Below are 16,104 nucleotides of genomic sequence, written 5' to 3'. Positions count from 1 at the left end.
TAACCAGATGGTCCTATGTCGCACCTTGGCCGGATCTGGACCTCTTGTCCGTCAACCAAGCGTGCGCTAGGTTGGCTCGCGATGGACCACCCGCGCCCCGCCCCGACGCCGAGCCCGCTGACCGCGCCCTACTGGGACGCCTGCGCGCGCGGCGAGATGGCACTGCAACGCTGCACCGGATGCGCCCGGTTCGTGCACGTCCCCGAACCGGTCTGCCCGTTCTGCGGCGGCACGGACCTGCGGTACGAGACGGTCGGCCCGCGCGGCGTCGTGCACACCTTCAGCGTCGTCCACCGGACGTTCCTCCCCGGCTTCACGCCGCCCTACGTCATCGCCTGGGTGGACCTGCCGGAGGGCGCGCGCGTCTTCGGCGACGTGATCGGCTGCCCGCCCGGCGACGTCCGGATCGGGATGCCGGTGGAGCTCCACATCACCGACACCGAGGGCTTCGGCCCGATGCCGCACTGGAGGCCCGCACCATGACCCGAATCGGCAACGTCCTCTACCCGGCCAAGGACGTGGAGCAGGCCGTCCGCTTCTACCGCGACGCGCTCGGGCTGCCGCTGAAGTTCCAGGACGGCGGCCGGTTCGCGGCGCTCGACGGCGGCGGCACCACGTTCGCGATCGCCGGGCCCGAGGAGGACGTGACCGGCGGCGAGCCCGCCATCTCGTTCAAGGTCGACGACGTCGCCGCGATGACCGCGACGCTCACCGCGGCCGGCGCGCGGCTGATCCGCGGCCCCGAGGAGGGCCCGCACGAGATCCGCGCCGTGCTCCGCGACCCCGCCGGCAACCCGTTCGTGCTCTACGCGAGCCGGTAGCCCCCACCCCCTGCCCGCACCACGCCCCCCGCCCCAACCCCCACCCCCGTCGGAGCAGAAGGAGCCGAGCCGTGGCGCGAGAGAACAGCCCGTTCAGCAACTACGCCTACGCGATCCTCACCGCGAACGCGCTGCGCACGCCAGACAAGGTGGCGCTGACCTACTGCGGCGACCAGAGCTTCACCTACGACCAGCTCAACCGGAAGGTCAACCGGGTCGCGCACGCACTGCTCGCGGCCGGGGTCGCGCCGGGCGACCGGGTGGCCTCGCTGATGAACGAGACGCTGCACGTCGCCGAGGTCTACCTCGCGCAGATGAAGATCGGCTCGACCGTCGCCGCGCTCAACCCCTACTGGCCGGCCGACACGCTGCGGCAGGTCGTCGAGCACTCCGAGTGCACCGCGTTCGTCTACGACGAGACGGTCGCGGCGCTGGTCGAGGCGATCCGGCCCGAGCTGCCGAACGTGAAGCTGTGGCTGCGGGTCGGCGGCGGCTCCGGCGACACCGTCGACGTCGACGCGCTCGCCGAGGGCGCGAGCGAGGCCGAGCCGCCGCTCGGCGGGTTCGGCGATGACCTGCTCGCGCTCTTCTACACCTCGGGCACGACCGGGCTGCCGAAGGCGGTCATGCACACCCACTTCGGTTCGCTCTCGCTGGCGCAGATGTGGCTGGACGTGGACCGGGACCGCGCGTCGGTGATGGGCACCGGCGCGATCATCTGGGGCATCGGCTTCCCCGCCCTGGTCGGCCCCTCGTTCTACGCCGGGATGACGCTCGTCCTGGAGCAGGACTGGGGGCCGGCCAACTTCCTCAAGGTCGTGCCGAGGGAGCGGGTCACCCACGTCAGCCTGATCCCGAGCTTCTTCGCCGCCCTGCTCGGCTCCGACGAGCACCGGGACGCCGACCTGTCGTCGCTCAAGGCGATCGTCCTCGGCGGCGAGCCGCTGCTCCCCGGGCTGCGCGAGCGGATCATGCAGCGGATCCCGGGCGCGGCGATCTACAGCTACTACGGGCAGACCGAGGCGCCCTACACCTGCTTCGGCCGGCAGGACGACGGCAGCCAGGACATCGCGTCGGTCGGCCAGGCACGGATGTCGTGCGCGGTGCGGATCACCGACCCGAACGGCGTCCGCGTCGTCGGCGAGGTCGGCGAGATCAACCTCAACGGGCCGAGCGTGATGGCCGGCTACGACAAGCAGCCGGACAAGACCGCCGAGGTGCTGCGCGACGGCTGGTACGTGGGCGGCGACCTCGGCCGCATGGACGAGGCCGGGTTCGTGTACGTGCTCGGCCGCCGCGAGGACTCCATCCTCAAGGGCGGGCAGTGGTCGCAGCCGGTGCAGATCGAGGAGGCCGTGACCGGGGTCGAGGGCGTCGCGGAGGCCGGGGTGGTCGGGGTCCCCGCGCACCCCGAGGGCAAGGACGCGGTCGAGCAGAGGATCCTCGCGGCGGTGGTGGCGCGCGCCGGCGCCTCCCTCGACGGGGAGGCCGTCAGGGCGGCCCTCGCCGAACGGCTCCCCGCGCACCAGGTCCCGGACGTGGTCGTGGTGACCGATGAGCTGCCGCACACCCAGGACGCGTCCGGCGGCCCCGGCAAGCTGCTGCGCCGCGGCATCCGCGACGCCTACGCCGACCGCGTGTGACCTGCCCCTTCTTCCGAGGACGTCGATGAGCCCCCTCCCTGAGCATGTCGTCAAAGCGTGGATCTCCGGGTTCGGGGTCGGCGTGCCGCGAGGCGCGACCGCCCCCGCCCCGGAGGCGCTCGAAGCCGCCGCGCAGGACCTGGCCCCGCCGCTCGTGGTGAAGGCGTACGGCCCGGGGCTGCTGCACAAGAGCGACGCCGGGGCCGTCCGGCTCGGGCTCGGCTCGGCCCGCGCCGCCGCCGGCGCGGCGGCCGAGATGCTGGACGCCCTCACCGCGGCCGGGATCGAGCCCGCGGGCTTCCTGGTCGAGGAGCAGTCGGCGGCGGGCGTCGAGGTCATCGTGGGCGCCGTCCGCGACCCCGCGTTCGGCCCGGTGCTGCTCGCCGGGCTCGGCGGGGTGTGGACCGAGGTGCTGCGCGACACGGCGCTGCGGCTGTGCCCGGTCACCGAGTCCGACGCCCGCGCCATGCTGGAGGAGCTGCGCGGCCGGGCCCTGCTGGACGGCCTCCGGGGCCGGCCCGCGGTCGACATCGAGGCCCTGGTCGAGGTGCTGCTCGCGGTCGGCGGCGCGGGCGGAGTCGCCGAGACGCTCGGCGACCGGCTCACCGAGTTCGAGCTCAACCCGGTGATCTGCGGCCCGGACGGCGCGGTGGCCGTCGACGCCCGCCTCATCACCTCCGTCCCGGTGGACCCGACCGCCATCGCGCCCGCCCCCGCGCCGCCCGCGGGCCCGCCCGCGGCGGGCGACTTCGCGCGGCTGTTCGCGCCGCGCGGCATCGCGGTCGTCGGGGCGTCCACCAAGAAGCCCAACTTCGGGAACATGTTCCTCGGCTTCTACCAGGCCGCCGGATTCAAGGGCCGCCTGGTCGCCGTCCACCCCACCGCGAGCGAGATCGACGGCGTGCCCTGCGCGCCCTCGCTCGCCGAGGCGGGCCCGGACGTCGACTACGCACTCGTCGCCGTCCCCGCCGCCCGCTGCCCGGAGGTGGTGCGGGAGGCGGCCGGGATCCCGTTCGTCCAGGTGATGAGCGGCGGGTTCCGCGAGATGGGCCGTCCCGAGCTGGAGGACGAGCTGCTCGCCGCCGCGCGCGAGGCCGGCGTGCGGCTGCTCGGCCCCAACTGCATGGGCGTCTACGCCCCCGCCGGCGGCCAGACCTTCCTCGGCGGCATCCCCGGGCGGCCCGGCGGGATCTCGGTGGTCTCGCAGAGCGGCGGCCTGGCCGGCGAGGTCGTCAAGGTCGGCGAGCGGCGCGGCCTGGCCTTCGCCAAGGTCGCCACCGTCGGCAACAGCGCCGACGTCACCCCCGCCGACCTGCTCGGCCACCTCGCTGCCGACGACACGACCAGTGCCATCGGCCTCTACCTGGAGGACCCGCGCGACGGGCGCGGCCTGTTCGAGGCGCTGCGCGGCGTGGCCAAACCGGTCGTCGCGCTCATCGGCGGGCGCAGCGGCCAGGGCCGCGCCGCCGCCGCCTCGCACACCGGCGGCATGGTCGGCGACGCCCGGATCTGGTCGGCGCTCGCCGCGCAGGCCGGGATCACCCTGGTCACCGGCCAGGACGACCTGATCGGCGTGCTCGACGCGTTCGACCTGCACGGCGCCCGCGCCGCGCCCGGCAGCCCCGAGATCCTGGTGATCGGGCCGAGCGGCGGCGCCAGCGTCCTGGCCGCCGACGTCTTCGACGGCGCCGGGCTCGACCTGGCCGCACTGCCGGACCCGGCCCGCGACGCGCTGCGCGCGCTCGGCCTCGGCGCGGGCAGCTCGCTCGCCAACCCGCTGGAGGTCCCGGTCGGCCCGCGCGCCGACCCCGGCCTGGTCGGGCGGGCCGTGACCGCGATCCTGGCCGAACGCCGGTTCGCCGACGTCATCGCGCACGTCAACGCGCAGAGCTTCTTCACCTTCGGGACCAGCGCCGACCCGCTGCTGGCCTACACCCGCGGCGTCGGCGCGCTCCAGGCGGAGCTGCCCGGCACCCGGATCACCCTGGTGCTCCGGAACGCCGAGTGCGCCCCGCCCGGAGTGGAGGACGCCGTACGGGAGATCGCGCGGGAAGCCCGGATCCCGGTGTACCGCACCATGGAGGCCGCCGCCGTGGCGGTGGCAGCCGTGAAGAACCACGCGTCGAGGAGCGTTCATGGGACAGCTTGACGGCAAGGTCGCACTGATCACCGGAGGTGCGCGCGGCATGGGCAAGGCCCATGTGCGGCGCTTCGTGGCCGAGGGCGCCAGCGTCGTCTTCGGCGACGTCCTGGAGGAGGAGGGCGGCAAGCTCGCCGCCGAGCTCGGCGACGCCGTCCGCTACGTGCGGATGGACGTCACCGAGCCGGCCGACTGGGAGACGGCGGTCGGCACCGCCGTGGAGGCGTTCGGCGCGCTGCACGTGCTGGTCAACAACGCCGGGATCATGCGGCACAAGACGATCGAGGAGATGCCGGTCGCCGAGTTCCGGCAGGTCCTGGACGTCAACCTGCTCGGCCAGTGGCTCGGGATCAAGTCGGTGACCGCGGCGCTGCGCGAGGCGGGCGGCGGCTCGATCGTCAACGTCTCCTCCACCGAGGGGTTCATCGGCGCCGCCGGCCTGGCCGCCTACAGCGCCAGCAAGTTCGGGGTGCGCGGGCTGACCAAGGCCGCCGCGCGCGAGCTCGGGCAGCACGCCATCCGGGTCAACTCCATCCACCCGGGCGGCATCATCACCTCGATGTCGATGCAGGACGACGTCGTCCAGGCGACCGCCGACCGCGCCGACGCCCTCATCGAGGGCCTCCCGCTGCGCCGCCTCGGCAGCACCCGCGAGGTCACCGGCCTGGTCGTCTACCTGGCCTCCGACGACTCCAGCTACTGCACGGGCAGCGAGGTGCTGGTCGACGGCGGCCTGGTCACCGGCTCGGGCTACTGACGCGGAGGGCGGGCCGCCGGCGCCGGATGGACCCCCGCGCCGGCGGCCCGCCGGTCAGCCGGGCCGCAGCGCGGCCCACCCCTCGACCGCCTCGAGCTGCGCGGCCAGGGAGATCAGCGTGGCCTCGTCCGAGTCGTGCCCGAGCAGCTGCGCGCCGATCGGCAGCCCGGACCGGCTGAACCCGGCGGGCACGTTCACCCCCGGCCACCCGAGGACGTTCCACGTCCACGCGTAGGGGCAGGCCGCGGCCACGCCCGACTGCGTCCGCTGGTAACCGGCCCCCTCGAACGCGCCGACCTTCAAGGGCAACTGCGCCGTGGTGGGCGTCAGCACCACGTCGGCGATCTGGAAGATCCGTCCGACCCGCTTCCGCAGCCCCGGATCCATCCGCCTGGCCAGCGGCAGCAGCCGCTTGCCGACCAGCCGCCCGATCCGCGCCTCCACCTCGGTGCGCCGCTCCGGACGGGGGCTCGGCAGCGAGTCCAACCAGTCGGCCACGCCCGCCGTGCCGCGCGGGACGAGCCCGAGCGCGACCAGCCCGTAGTCCGGATCCGCCGGGAACACCTTGTGCCCCAGCGACGTCAGCCGCCGCGCCAGCCGCTCGACCGCCGTCCGGATCTGCGGATCGAGCCTCCCGCTCACCCCGAAGGCGGTCGTGAACGACACCGCGATCCGCAGCCGCCCCGGCTCCCGCCGCGCCGCCTCCGCGAACGGCGTGACGGGCGGATCGAGCCGGTAGGCGTCCTCGGGATGGCTCCCGGTCAGCACGTCCAGGAGCAGCGCGGCGTCCCCGACGTTCCGCGCCAGCGGCCCCCACACCGTGATCCCGTTGAACGGGTCGCGCTGCGGGAACCCCGAGACCCGTCCCCGCTGCGGCTTGATCCCGACCAGGCCCGTCCACGCCGCCGGGATGCGCACCGAGCCCGCCCCGTCCGACCCGACCGCCGCCGCGACCATACCCGCCGCGACCGCCGCCGCCGACCCGCCCGACGACCCGCCCGGCGTGTACGCGGGATTCCACGGATTGCGCGCCCATCCGTACTCCGGCGACTCGCTGAACGGCCACAGCCCCAGCTCGCAGGTGGTCGTCTTCCCCACGATGACCGCCCCGGCCGCCCGCAGCCGGCGCACCAGCTCGGCGTCCCGCGCCACCGGACGGTGCTCGCCGGCCACCGCGAACGGCGTCGTCTCCCCGGCCAGGTCGGTGTCGTCCTTGATCGCCACCGGCACGCCCAGCAGCGGCAGCCGCTCGTCCTCGGCCAGCCGCTTGTCGGCTTGGACGGCCTCGGCCAGCGCCGCCTCCGCCCGCACCACCCGGAAGGCCCCGAGCGAGGCGCCCTCCGCGATCCGCGCCAGCGACCCCTCGACCAGCTCCCTGGACGACACCTCCCCCCGCGCCAGCAGCCCGGCCTGCTCCGCGAGCCCCAGATCCACTCGGACCACCCCTATCGTTCGTTCGAACGAACGATAGAGCAACCGGCCGGAATAGGGAACACTGGAGCACGATGAACCCAGCACGCGACCGGATCCTGCACGCCGCCCTCCGCCTGATCGGCGAGCAGGGCATCGGCGCCGTGACCAACCGCGCCGTCGCCCGCGCGGCCGGCGTCTCGCTCGGCTCGCTCACCTACCACTTCCCGAGCCAGAGCGCCCTGCTCCGCGAGGCCCTCCAGAACTTCGTCGACGCCGAGATCGCCCGCGTCACCGCGCACGTCACCGAGCTCCGCAGCGCCGACCTCGACCCCGACCGGCTGGCCGACGAGGTCGAGAAGGCCATCGCCCGCTTCGCGCACGGCCCCGAGCAGATCGCCAACCTCGAACTGCACCTGCACGCCGCCCGCGACCCCGAGGTCCGCGCCACCTCCGTCCAGTCGGTCGACGCCTACGACCGCCTCGCGACCGCCGTCCTCACCGCGCTCGGCATCCCCGACCCCGAGACCAACGCCCCCGCCGTCGTCGCGATGCTCTACGGCCTGGCCGTCCGCCGCCTCGCCACCGGCGACACCTCCGCCGCCGGCACCGCCGACGCCGTCCGCCTCCTCCTCCGCGGCGCCCTCCCCCGACCGGCTCCCGGCCCGACGGCGGCGTAACGGGGCCGAACGCCCCCTCAAGAGGTCGGCCGGTCGCCCCCGCCGCGGACGACGCCGAGCTCGAAGTCGCCGTCGTAGAGTTCGTGCCCGGTCTTGACCGCGGTCTCCACGGCCTCCACGCCGCGCTCGCCGCGCAGGATCAGCGGATCGCGGCGCAGGTCGCGCATCAGGGCTACGCACATGCCCAGCATCACCAGCATGAACGGGACGGCGACCAGGATGGTGAGGTTCTGGAGACCGGTGAGCGCGCTGTCACCGCCGCCGCCGATCAGCAGCATGATGGCCCCGACCGCGCCGGTCAGGACGCCCCAGACGACCACCACGCCGCGGCGCGGCTCCAGGGTGCCGTGCTGTGACAGGGTGCCCATCACGATCGAGGCGGCGTCGGCGCCGGACACGAAGAAGATGCCGACCAGGAGCATCACCAGGAGGGTGGCGACGCCCGCCAGCGGATACTCGTTCAGGACGGCGAACAGTTGGCCCTCCGGGGTCGCCTCCTTGGTGAGGCCGGCGCCGCCGGCCTCCAGGCTCGTCGCGGTGCCGCCGAAGACCGCGAACCAGACCAGGCTGACGGCGCTCGGCACCAGGATCACGCCGCCGACGAACTGCCGGATGGTCCGGCCACGGCTGATCCGGGCGATGAACATCCCGACGAAGGGGCTCCAGGAGATCCACCAGGCCCAGTAGAAGACGGTCCACTGCGCCAGCCAGGCGTCGATGTTGGCGCCCGCGGTGGCCTCGGTGCGCGCGACCATCTGAGGCAGCTCACCGATGAAGGAGCCAATGGAGGTGGGCAGCAGGTCCAGGATCTGGACGGTCGGGCCGAGCACGAAGACGAACAGCAGCAGTAACAGGGCCAGCACCATGTTGATGTTGGACAGCCACTGGATGCCACGGTCGATGCCCGAGACGGCCGAGGCGACGAAGGCGGCCGTCAGCACCGCGATGACCGTCACCAGCAGGCCGGTGCTGACCCCCGACAGCCAGCCGACCTCCTCGACGCCGCTGCCGATCTGGAGCGCGCCGAGGCCGAGCGAGGCGGCCGAGCCGAACAGGGTGGCGAAGATGGCCAGGATGTCGATGACCTTCCCGACCGCGCCGCGCGCGTGTCGCTCGCCGATGAGCGGGGTGAACACCGCGCTGATCGTCTGCCGCCGGCCGCGCCGGAAGCAGCTGTAGGCGATGGCGAGGCCGACCACCGCGTAGATCGACCACGGGTGCAGCGTCCAGTGGAAGAGCGTGGTCGCCATCGCGGTGCCGACCCGTTCCTGCGCCGGCGCGGTGGCCGGGTGGGTGCCAGGCGGCGGGTCGGCGAAGTGGGCGAGCGGCTCGTTCACCCCGTAGAACATCAGCCCGATGCCCATCCCGGCGCTGAACATCATCGCGACCCAGGAGACGGTGCGGAACTCCGGCTCCTCACCCTCGGTCCCGAGGGTGATCCGCCCGTAGCGGCTGAAGGCCAACCACAGCGCGAAGACCACGAAGCCGGACGCGGCCAGCACGAACGCCCACCCGGCGTTGTGCATGGTGCCGCGCAGCATGGAGGTGGACACGTCCTCGAGCGAGTCGGTGGCGACGCCGCCCCATACGATGAACGCCAGGATCAGCACGGCCGTGACGCCGAACACGACGAAGTCGGTACGGGGCGGCGGCGCGGCTGCCTCCAGCCCGCCCGGGGGTCGGTCGGGCGCGTCCGGCCGTGCGTGTTCGTCCGCCATGGTCCACGACCTACCCCGATCCGCGCCGAACGATCATTCCCGGGCGGACTCGCGGGGACGCGGACCGCCTGCTCAGGGGGTGCGCGAGCACCGGCGGCGGCAGAGGTCAAGGCCGTTCACCGGACGGCCGCGCCGTCCAGGCCATACTCGGCGGCGAACGCGGCGAGGCGCCCGGCGGCCTCGCGGGTGCGCCGCCACGGCCGGACGATCAGCCGGTCCACGCCGAGCCGCTCCCACTCGGCGACCTCGTCCGGCCCGGACAGCTCGTAGGCGTGCACGGTGACCTCGAACGGCTCGTCCGCGCGGCCCGCCTCCTCCCGCAGGGCGCGCAGCAGCTCCAGCCGCGGGCGGACCCGGTCCAGCGTCTGCGGCATGCTGATCCAGCCGTCGCACAGCCTCGCCGCCCGGCGCAGCGCCGCGCGGGACTCGCCGCCGGCCACGATCGGCAGGCGCGACTGCACCGGCTTGGGCTCGAACGCGACCTCGGGGAAGTCGAAGTGGTCGCCGTGGTGCTCGACCGCCTCCTCGGTCCACAGCCGCCGCGCGACCGCGATCGCCTCGTCGAGGCGGCGGCCCCGGGAGGCGAAGTCGACGCCGGCGGCGAGCCACTCCCCCTCGTACCAGCCCGCCCCGACGCCCGCGATGGCGCGCCCGCCGGAGACGTGGTCCAGGGTCGCGAAGGCGCGCGCGGCCACGAACGGGTGCCGCAGCCCGAACAGGTACACGGCGGTGCCGAGCCGGACCCGCCCGGTGACGGCGGCGAGCGCGCACAGGTAGGCGGGCGCGTCGAACAGGGGCGTCCCGGGCCGGATGCCCGGCTCCTCGGTCCCCGGGTACGTCGCGGTGGACAGGTCGGTCGCGAACACCAGGTGCTCGGGCAGCCACACCGACTCGAATCCGAGCCGGTCGGCGTCGACCGCCAGCTCCCGCCAGATCCCCGGGTGGACGAGCCCGAGCGGAACTCCGAACTTCACGTGGTCCTCCCGTCCGCCCGGTCGCGCCGCGCGTCCTCGGGGTCGCGTTCCTCGGGGAGGCCGTAGCCGCCGCCCCCGGACGTCTCGACCACCAGCGCCTCCCCCTCGGCGAGAGGCAGCCGGGTCGCCTTGGTGCCGAGCGGCTCGCGGACGCCGTCGGCCCGTTCGCGGTAGTAGCCGCCGGCGCGTCCGGGCCCGCCCCCGGCCGCGCCCGGCGGAGGCCGCAGCAGCCGGTCGCCGCGGGTGTCGACCCGCGCGTCCTCCAGCATGCGGATCACGGTGCGGGTGCCGAGCCCGCCGCGCCGCCGTCCCCGCCCGCCCGAATCGGGGATCAGGGAGACCTCCTCGACCCGGACCGGGAGCCGCGCCTCGATCGGCTCGGCCTGCGGGATGATGTTGCGCCCGCCGCCGAACAGCGCGCCGGTCGCGTCCGGCCCGTCGCGGGCGTCGCGGGCGCCCATCCCGCCGAGGTCGAACGACATGTGCAGCCACGGCCGCCGCACCCCGCTGATGCTGAACGCCTGGAGGATCCCCGACGCCGCCACGCCCTGCCCTCCCGAGGGGAGACGACCCCCCGCACCCCCCGAGACCGCCTCGTCATGCCCGCCCGAGGGGGGACGACCCCCCGCACCCCCCGAGACCCCCTCGTCATGCCCTCCCGAGGGGGGACGACCCCCCGCCTCATCGTGGGCGCCGCCGCGGGTGAGGGCGGCGAAGATGGCCTCCTCGGCCGCCGCGACCGTGCCGAACCGGCCGCCGCCGGGGAACGGGGGCGTGCAGTGCACCAGGGTGCCGGGCGGCATCCGGACGTCGACGGGCGTGAAGCACCCCTCGTTCATCGGCAGGCTCGGGTCGACGAAGCAGCGCAGCGCGTACATCACGCCGCCGTGCGTCTGGGAGAACCCCGAGTTGACCGGCAGCGGGACCTGCTCGTCGGTGCCGGCGAAGTCGACCACGACGCCGCCCGAGCCGTCCACCGTGACCGCGACGCGGACGAGGTGCCCGTCGTCCAGGCGGTACTCGCCGCCGTGCGTGCCCCCGGGGAGCGCGGCGAGGCCGGCGCGCATGCGCCGCTCGGTGTGGGCGAGGTAGTCCTCGATCCCGGCCGCGAGACCGGCGGGGGTGTCGGCTTCGGCGATCTCCTCCAGCCGCCGCGCCGCCACGTTCGTCCCGGCGATGAGCGCCCGCAGGTCCCCGACGAGCTTGTCCGGCGTGCGGCTGTTGGCGGCCAGCACCCGGACGAGGTCGCCGGCGAGCCCGTCCGCGGTGGCGATGCGGACGGGCGGGAGCTGCACGCCCTCCAGGAAGATGTCGGTCGCGTCGGAGGCCATGCCGCCCGCAGACAGGCCGGACAGGTCCGCGACGTGGATGAGCGTCCCGGTGTAGTACGCGGGGGCGCCGCCCAGGAACACCGGGCGGAAGACCAGCAGGTCGTTGGCGTGGATGCCGCCCTGGTAGACGTCGTTGAGGACGAACACGTCGCCGGGCGCCATCGTCTCGGGCGGGTACGCCCTGAGCACGTACGGCAGGGCGCTGCGCAGGCTGGTGCACTGGATCAGCGCGGTCGACAGCGAGTGCGCCACCAGCCGGCCGCGCGCGTCGAGGATCGCGGCGGCGGCGTCGGCGCCCTCCACGATGAACGTCGAGTACGCCGACCGGACGACGACGATGCTCGCCTCCTCCGCCGCCACGCACAGCGCGTTGCGGAGGATCTCGGCGGTCAGGTCGGAAGGGGGGCCGGGGGCCGCCGGACGGGTCATGCCGCTCCTTCGAGAAGAAGTGCGCCCTCGGCGTCCACGGTGCCGTGCCAGCCGGGCGGGATGAGCAGCGAGCACTGCGGTTCGGTGACGACGCACGGGCCGACGAGGTCCTCCCCAACCGGGCAGCTCTCGCGGGTCCGCACCGGCACGTCGCGGAACTCCCCGTCCAGCCACATCCGCCGCGTCCCGGGCGGCCCGGCGGGCTGCGCGCGCCCGGGTCCCCGGGGCACGTCCGCGTAGGACGGCAGGACGACGCGGACGCGCGCGGTGGTGAACTCCACCGGGTCGCGCAGGTCGATGCCGTACGACTCGTGGTAGCGCTTGTAGAACTCCCCGGTGGCGCGCTGCACCGTCTCGGGGGTGACCGGCCCGGCGGGCAGGTCGACCGTGAACGCGTGCGCCTGCCCGATGAACCGCACCCCGACCGACCGGGTGGTCACCGCCCCGCCGTCCACCCCGAGGTCGGCCAGCGCCGCGCGTTCGAGGCCGTCCAGCATCCGGGTCAGCTCGCCGAGGGCGTCGCGGGCGGCCGAGCACGACACGAGCGCGGCGGCCGGGGCGAGGAACGTGCGGGCCCGCTCGATCGCGAGATCGGCGTGCAGCAGCCCGACCGCCGATCCCACCCCGGCCTGCGGCGGGACCAGGACCCGCGCGATGCCGAACCGCTCGGCCAGCCGCGCGGCGTGCGTGGGCGCGGCGCCGCCGAGCGCGACCAGGGTGAAGCCGCGCGGGTCGATGCCGCGCCGGACGGTCACCACGTGCACGGCCGCGCCCATCTGCGCGTTGGCGATGTCGTGGATCGCCGCCGCCGCGTCCACCGCGCCGACGCCGAGCGGGCCGGCGACGTGGTGTTCGATCGCGGCGCGGGCCAGGTCCGCCGACAGTCGGAACTCGCCGAAGCCGTCCGGGTCGAGGTAGCCGAGCACGAGGTCGGCGTCGGTGACGGTCGGGAGCTCTCCGCCGCGCCCGTAGCAGGCGGGTCCGGGGTCGGCGCCCGCCGAGCGCGGCCCGAGGCGGAGCGTCCCCGCGTCCACCCAGGCGATGGAGCCGCCGCCGGCGCCGACCTCGGCCAGGTCGATCGCGGGCACCTTGATCGGCACCCCGGTGCCGGGGCGGCGCCCGCCGAAGCTGCCCTTGCCGCCGACCTGGAACTCGTGCGTGATCCCCGGCCGGCCGCCGCGGACCAGCCCGGCCTTGGCGGTGGTGCCGCCCATGTCGAAGGAGATCAGGTCGGCCAGCCCGCGCCGCTCGCCCTGCCGGGCGGCGGCGATCACCCCGGCGGCCGGACCCGACTCGATGGTGTAGACGGCGCGGGACGCGGCCAGCTCGGCGGGCAGCACGCCGCCGGCCGACTCCATCACGTGCACCGGCGCGGTCACACCGAGGCCGCGCAGCCGCTCGCCGAGCCGGCGCAGGTAGGCGGCCATGACCGGGCCGACGTAGGCCGACATCAGCGTGGTGGTGGCCCGCTCGTACTCGCCGAGCTCGGGCCACACCGACGACGAGGTCACCACCGGGACGCCTGACGGGAGCCGGGCCGCGACGATCCCGGCGAGGCGGTCCTCGTGCTCGGCGTTGGCGTAGGAGTGCAGCAGGCAGATCGCGACGGCGGAGACGCCGAGTGCGGCGATCCCGTCCGCGACCCGGCCGGCGGCCTCCTCGTCCAGCGGGCGCAGCACCGTGCCGTCGGCGGCGATCCGTCCGGGCACGGTGAAGCAGTGGCCGGGCGGGACGGGCGGGTCGGGCTGCTCGTAGGCCAGGTCGTACCGCTCCTCCTCCACCCGGGCCCGCCGCCCGAGCGCGAGCATCGACCCGAACCCCTCGGTGGTGACGAACGCGACGGGGACGCCGGTGCGTTCCAGGATCACGTTGGTGGCGAGGGTGGTGGCGTGCACGAACCGCCCGACGTCGCCCGGCGCCGTCCCGGACTCGGCCAGGACCTGCTCGACGCCGCGCAGCAGCCCGTCGGTCGGGTCGCCCGGGGTGGTGAGCGTCTTGGCGACCCGGACCCGGCCGTCGGCACCGGTGAGGACCACGTCGGTGAAGGTCCCGCCCACGTCGCTGGCGAGGGTGATGCTCATCCGGTCCTCCTCAGGGCAGGCGGGGAAGCGGGGTCCGCTCCAGCAGGTCGGCCCTCAGCCGGGCCCGGTGGAACCCGTCGCCGCCCCAGGCCGCGCGCAGCGCGAACACCCGGTTGAGCCAGAGCTGGAGGTCGAGCTCGCCCGTGTACCCGATCGCGCCGTGCACCTGGAGTGCGGTGCGGGCGGCGCGGTGCGCGGCGCGTCCCGCCGCGTTCTTGGCGGCCGACACGTCCCGGGACGCCGACGGCGCCTCGTGCGCGAGGGAGTAGGCGGCGCGGTGGACGAGCGGCGCGGCGAACTCCAGGCCGATCGCCACATCGGCGAGCTGGTGCTTGACCGCCTGGAACGAGCCGATGACCGTGCCGAACTGGCGCCGCTGCCCGGCGTATCCGACGGTCTCGTCCCGCAGCCGCCGGCCGAGCCCGAGGAGCTGGGCGGCGGTGGCGACCGCGGCCCGGTCGAACGCGGCGGGCGCGTCGGCGGTGGCGGTCAGGCCGTCGGTGAACAGCCGCCGCGTCGCGTCCACGGAGCCGTGGGCGGTCAGCGTGACGTCCTCCTTCGGGACGGCGGTCGAGCCCGCCACGATCACGTCGGCGAGGTCGGCGTCCGGGAGGTAGGGGGTGTCCGCGGGACGCGCCGACACCACCAGCGTCCCGTCCGCGATCGACGCCAGCCGCCCGGACGGGACCGACAGCGGCCCGACGACCGCCGTCTCGACCAGCGGGCCGGGCACCGCGGACCAGCCGGTCTCCTCGTAGGCCAGGACGGTGTCGAGCGGGGTCAGGCCGAGCCCGCCGTGCTGCTCCGCGACGTGCGCGCCGAGCAGCCCGATGTCGGCGAGCGCCCGCCACGCCGGTCCGGGACGGGCCGACCCGTCGCCGGCGGCCCGGACGCTCTCGGGCGGGCAGGACTTGCCGAGCACCTCGCGGACGGCCTCGGCCAGCAGCCGCTGGTCTTCGGTGAAGGAGAACCTCATCGTGGCAGCCCCAGGACGCGTTCGGCGATGATGTTGCGCTGGATCTCGTTCGTCCCCGCGTAGATGGGCCCGGCGAGCGCGAACAGGAACCCGTCCAGCCACGGCCCGGACGCGGGCGCGCGGGGGCCGAGGAGCTCCAGGGCCAGCTCGTGCATGCGCAGGTCCAGTTCGGACCAGAAGACCTTCATCAGGCTGGACCCGGCGCCGAGCTGGGCGCCCTCGGCCAGGCGGGCGGCGGCGGCGAAGGTGTGCAGCCGGTAGGCCTCGCTGTCGGTCCACGCCTGGACGGCCGCGTCCCGCAGGGTCTGGTCGCCGCTGCCGCGGGCCAGCTCCAGCAGGCGGTCGGCCGTGGCCATGAACCGTCCCGGGCTGCGCAGCGTCAGGCCGCGCTCGGAGCTGGTGGTGGCCATCGCGACCTTCCAGCCCTGTCCGACGCCGCCGAGCACGCCGTCCGCGGGCACGCGGACGTCGTCGAAGAAGATCTCGGCGAAGCCGTGCTCGCCGTCGAGCTGCGCGATCGGCCGGACGGTGACGCCCGCGCTGTCCAGCGGGAGCATGAAGTAGGTGAGGCCGCGGTGCCGTTCGGACTCGGGATCGGTGCGGAACAGGCCGAAGCACCAGTCGGCGTACACGGCCCGGGAGCTCCAGGTCTTCTGCCCGTTCAGCCGCCAGCCGTCGCCGTCGGGGGTCGCGGTCGCGCGCAGGGCCGCGAGGTCGCTGCCGGCCTCGGGCTCCGACCACGCCTGCGCCCAGACGTCGTCCGCGCGGGCCATCCGGGGCAGGTGCCGGGCCTTCTGCCCATCGGTGCCGTAGGCCATCAGCGTCGGCGCGAGGAGGAAGATCCCGTTCTGGCTCACCCGTCCGGGCGCACCCGCGGCCCAGTACTCCTCCTCGAAGATCAGCCAGTCGATCAGGTCGGCGCCGCGCCCGCCGTGCTCCTCGGGCCACGACACCGCCGACAGCCGGGCCGCGGCGAGGGCCCGTTCCCAGTCCCGGTGCCGGTCGAAGCCCTCGGCGGTGTCCATCGAGGGCAGCGGGCCGGGCGCGTTCGCGGCGAGCCACCCGCGCACCTCGGCACGGAACGCCTCCCGGCGCGGGGAGAAGGTGAGATCCACACGACCTCCGAAGATAACCAACCTAGCGA

The 16,104-nt window shown here is 74.9% G+C and carries 13 protein-coding genes; 6 read left to right on the top strand and 7 right to left on the bottom strand.

The window, feature by feature from the left end:
- The first annotated feature begins 81 nt into the window (after positions 1-81).
- The 5 genes from OHA34_RS33580 to OHA34_RS33560 all read left to right on the top strand — a co-directional run bounded on the left by OHA34_RS33580 (position 82) and on the right by OHA34_RS33560 (position 5,361).
- Positions 82-483 carry a Zn-ribbon domain-containing OB-fold protein gene (locus OHA34_RS33580; RefSeq protein WP_285937298.1) on the top strand — a complete coding sequence of 134 codons (402 nt, stop codon included), beginning with the start codon at positions 82-84 and terminating at the stop codon, positions 481-483.
- Complete coding sequence (locus OHA34_RS33575) at positions 480-821, top strand: VOC family protein (protein ID WP_285937299.1); 342 nt, start codon at positions 480-482, stop codon at positions 819-821. The genes OHA34_RS33580 and OHA34_RS33575 overlap by 4 nt, the downstream gene beginning before the upstream one ends.
- Positions 822-892: 71 nt before the next feature.
- Positions 893-2,464 (top strand): class I adenylate-forming enzyme family protein, encoded by a 1,572-nt coding sequence (locus tag OHA34_RS33570; RefSeq protein ID WP_285937300.1) that lies wholly within the window; start codon positions 893-895, stop codon positions 2,462-2,464.
- A 25-nt stretch (positions 2,465-2,489) separates the two neighbouring features.
- The gene (locus OHA34_RS33565) at positions 2,490-4,613 is read left to right on the top strand and encodes an acetate--CoA ligase family protein (RefSeq protein ID WP_329519930.1); all 2,124 of its coding nucleotides are present in this window, start codon (positions 2,490-2,492) and stop codon (positions 4,611-4,613) included.
- On the top strand, positions 4,600-5,361 hold the full coding sequence (locus OHA34_RS33560; RefSeq protein WP_329519929.1) for a glucose 1-dehydrogenase: 762 nt from the start codon (positions 4,600-4,602) through the stop codon (positions 5,359-5,361). Before OHA34_RS33565 ends, OHA34_RS33560 begins: the two co-directional genes overlap by 14 nt.
- Before the next feature lie 54 nt (positions 5,362-5,415).
- Here the strand turns inward: OHA34_RS33560 and OHA34_RS33555 are convergent, their stop codons facing one another.
- Complete coding sequence (locus tag OHA34_RS33555) at positions 5,416-6,795, bottom strand: amidase (protein WP_285937304.1); 1,380 nt, start codon at positions 6,793-6,795, stop codon at positions 5,416-5,418.
- Positions 6,796-6,866: 71 nt separating this feature from the next.
- Between OHA34_RS33555 and OHA34_RS33550 the strand changes: the two genes are divergently transcribed.
- Complete coding sequence (locus OHA34_RS33550) at positions 6,867-7,451, top strand: TetR/AcrR family transcriptional regulator (RefSeq protein WP_285937305.1); 585 nt, start codon at positions 6,867-6,869, stop codon at positions 7,449-7,451.
- Between the two features lie 17 nt (positions 7,452-7,468).
- On the opposite strand, the gene OHA34_RS33545 is transcribed toward OHA34_RS33550, so the two are convergent.
- The 6 genes from OHA34_RS33545 to OHA34_RS33520 form a co-directional block, all read right to left on the bottom strand.
- Positions 7,469-9,169 (bottom strand): BCCT family transporter, encoded by a 1,701-nt coding sequence (locus tag OHA34_RS33545; protein ID WP_285937307.1) that lies wholly within the window; start codon positions 9,167-9,169, stop codon positions 7,469-7,471.
- A 116-nt stretch (positions 9,170-9,285) separates the two neighbouring features.
- Positions 9,286-10,143, bottom strand: coding sequence for a TIGR03619 family F420-dependent LLM class oxidoreductase (locus tag OHA34_RS33540; protein ID WP_285937308.1), 858 nt, complete (start codon positions 10,141-10,143; stop codon positions 9,286-9,288).
- Positions 10,140-11,903: a hydantoinase B/oxoprolinase family protein gene (locus tag OHA34_RS33535; protein ID WP_329519928.1), complete on the bottom strand. Its 1,764-nt coding sequence runs from the start codon at positions 11,901-11,903 to the stop codon at positions 10,140-10,142. The genes OHA34_RS33540 and OHA34_RS33535 overlap by 4 nt, the downstream gene beginning before the upstream one ends.
- On the bottom strand, positions 11,900-13,984 hold the full coding sequence (locus OHA34_RS33530) for a hydantoinase/oxoprolinase family protein (RefSeq protein ID WP_329519927.1): 2,085 nt from the start codon (positions 13,982-13,984) through the stop codon (positions 11,900-11,902). Before OHA34_RS33530 ends, OHA34_RS33535 begins: the two co-directional genes overlap by 4 nt.
- Before the next feature lie 10 nt (positions 13,985-13,994).
- Positions 13,995-14,960 carry an acyl-CoA dehydrogenase family protein gene (locus OHA34_RS33525; protein WP_285937311.1) on the bottom strand — a complete coding sequence of 322 codons (966 nt, stop codon included), beginning with the start codon at positions 14,958-14,960 and terminating at the stop codon, positions 13,995-13,997.
- Positions 14,957-16,075, bottom strand: coding sequence for an acyl-CoA dehydrogenase family protein (locus OHA34_RS33520; RefSeq protein ID WP_285937312.1), 1,119 nt, complete (start codon positions 16,073-16,075; stop codon positions 14,957-14,959). The genes OHA34_RS33525 and OHA34_RS33520 overlap by 4 nt, the downstream gene beginning before the upstream one ends.
- Positions 16,076-16,104 lie beyond the last annotated feature (29 nt).

The sequence above is a fragment of the Spirillospora sp. NBC_01491 genome, from assembly GCF_036227065.1.
Lineage (GTDB): Bacteria > Actinomycetota > Actinomycetes > Streptosporangiales > Streptosporangiaceae > Spirillospora > Spirillospora xylanilytica.
This window is presented reverse-complemented; position numbering and strand designations above follow the sequence as displayed.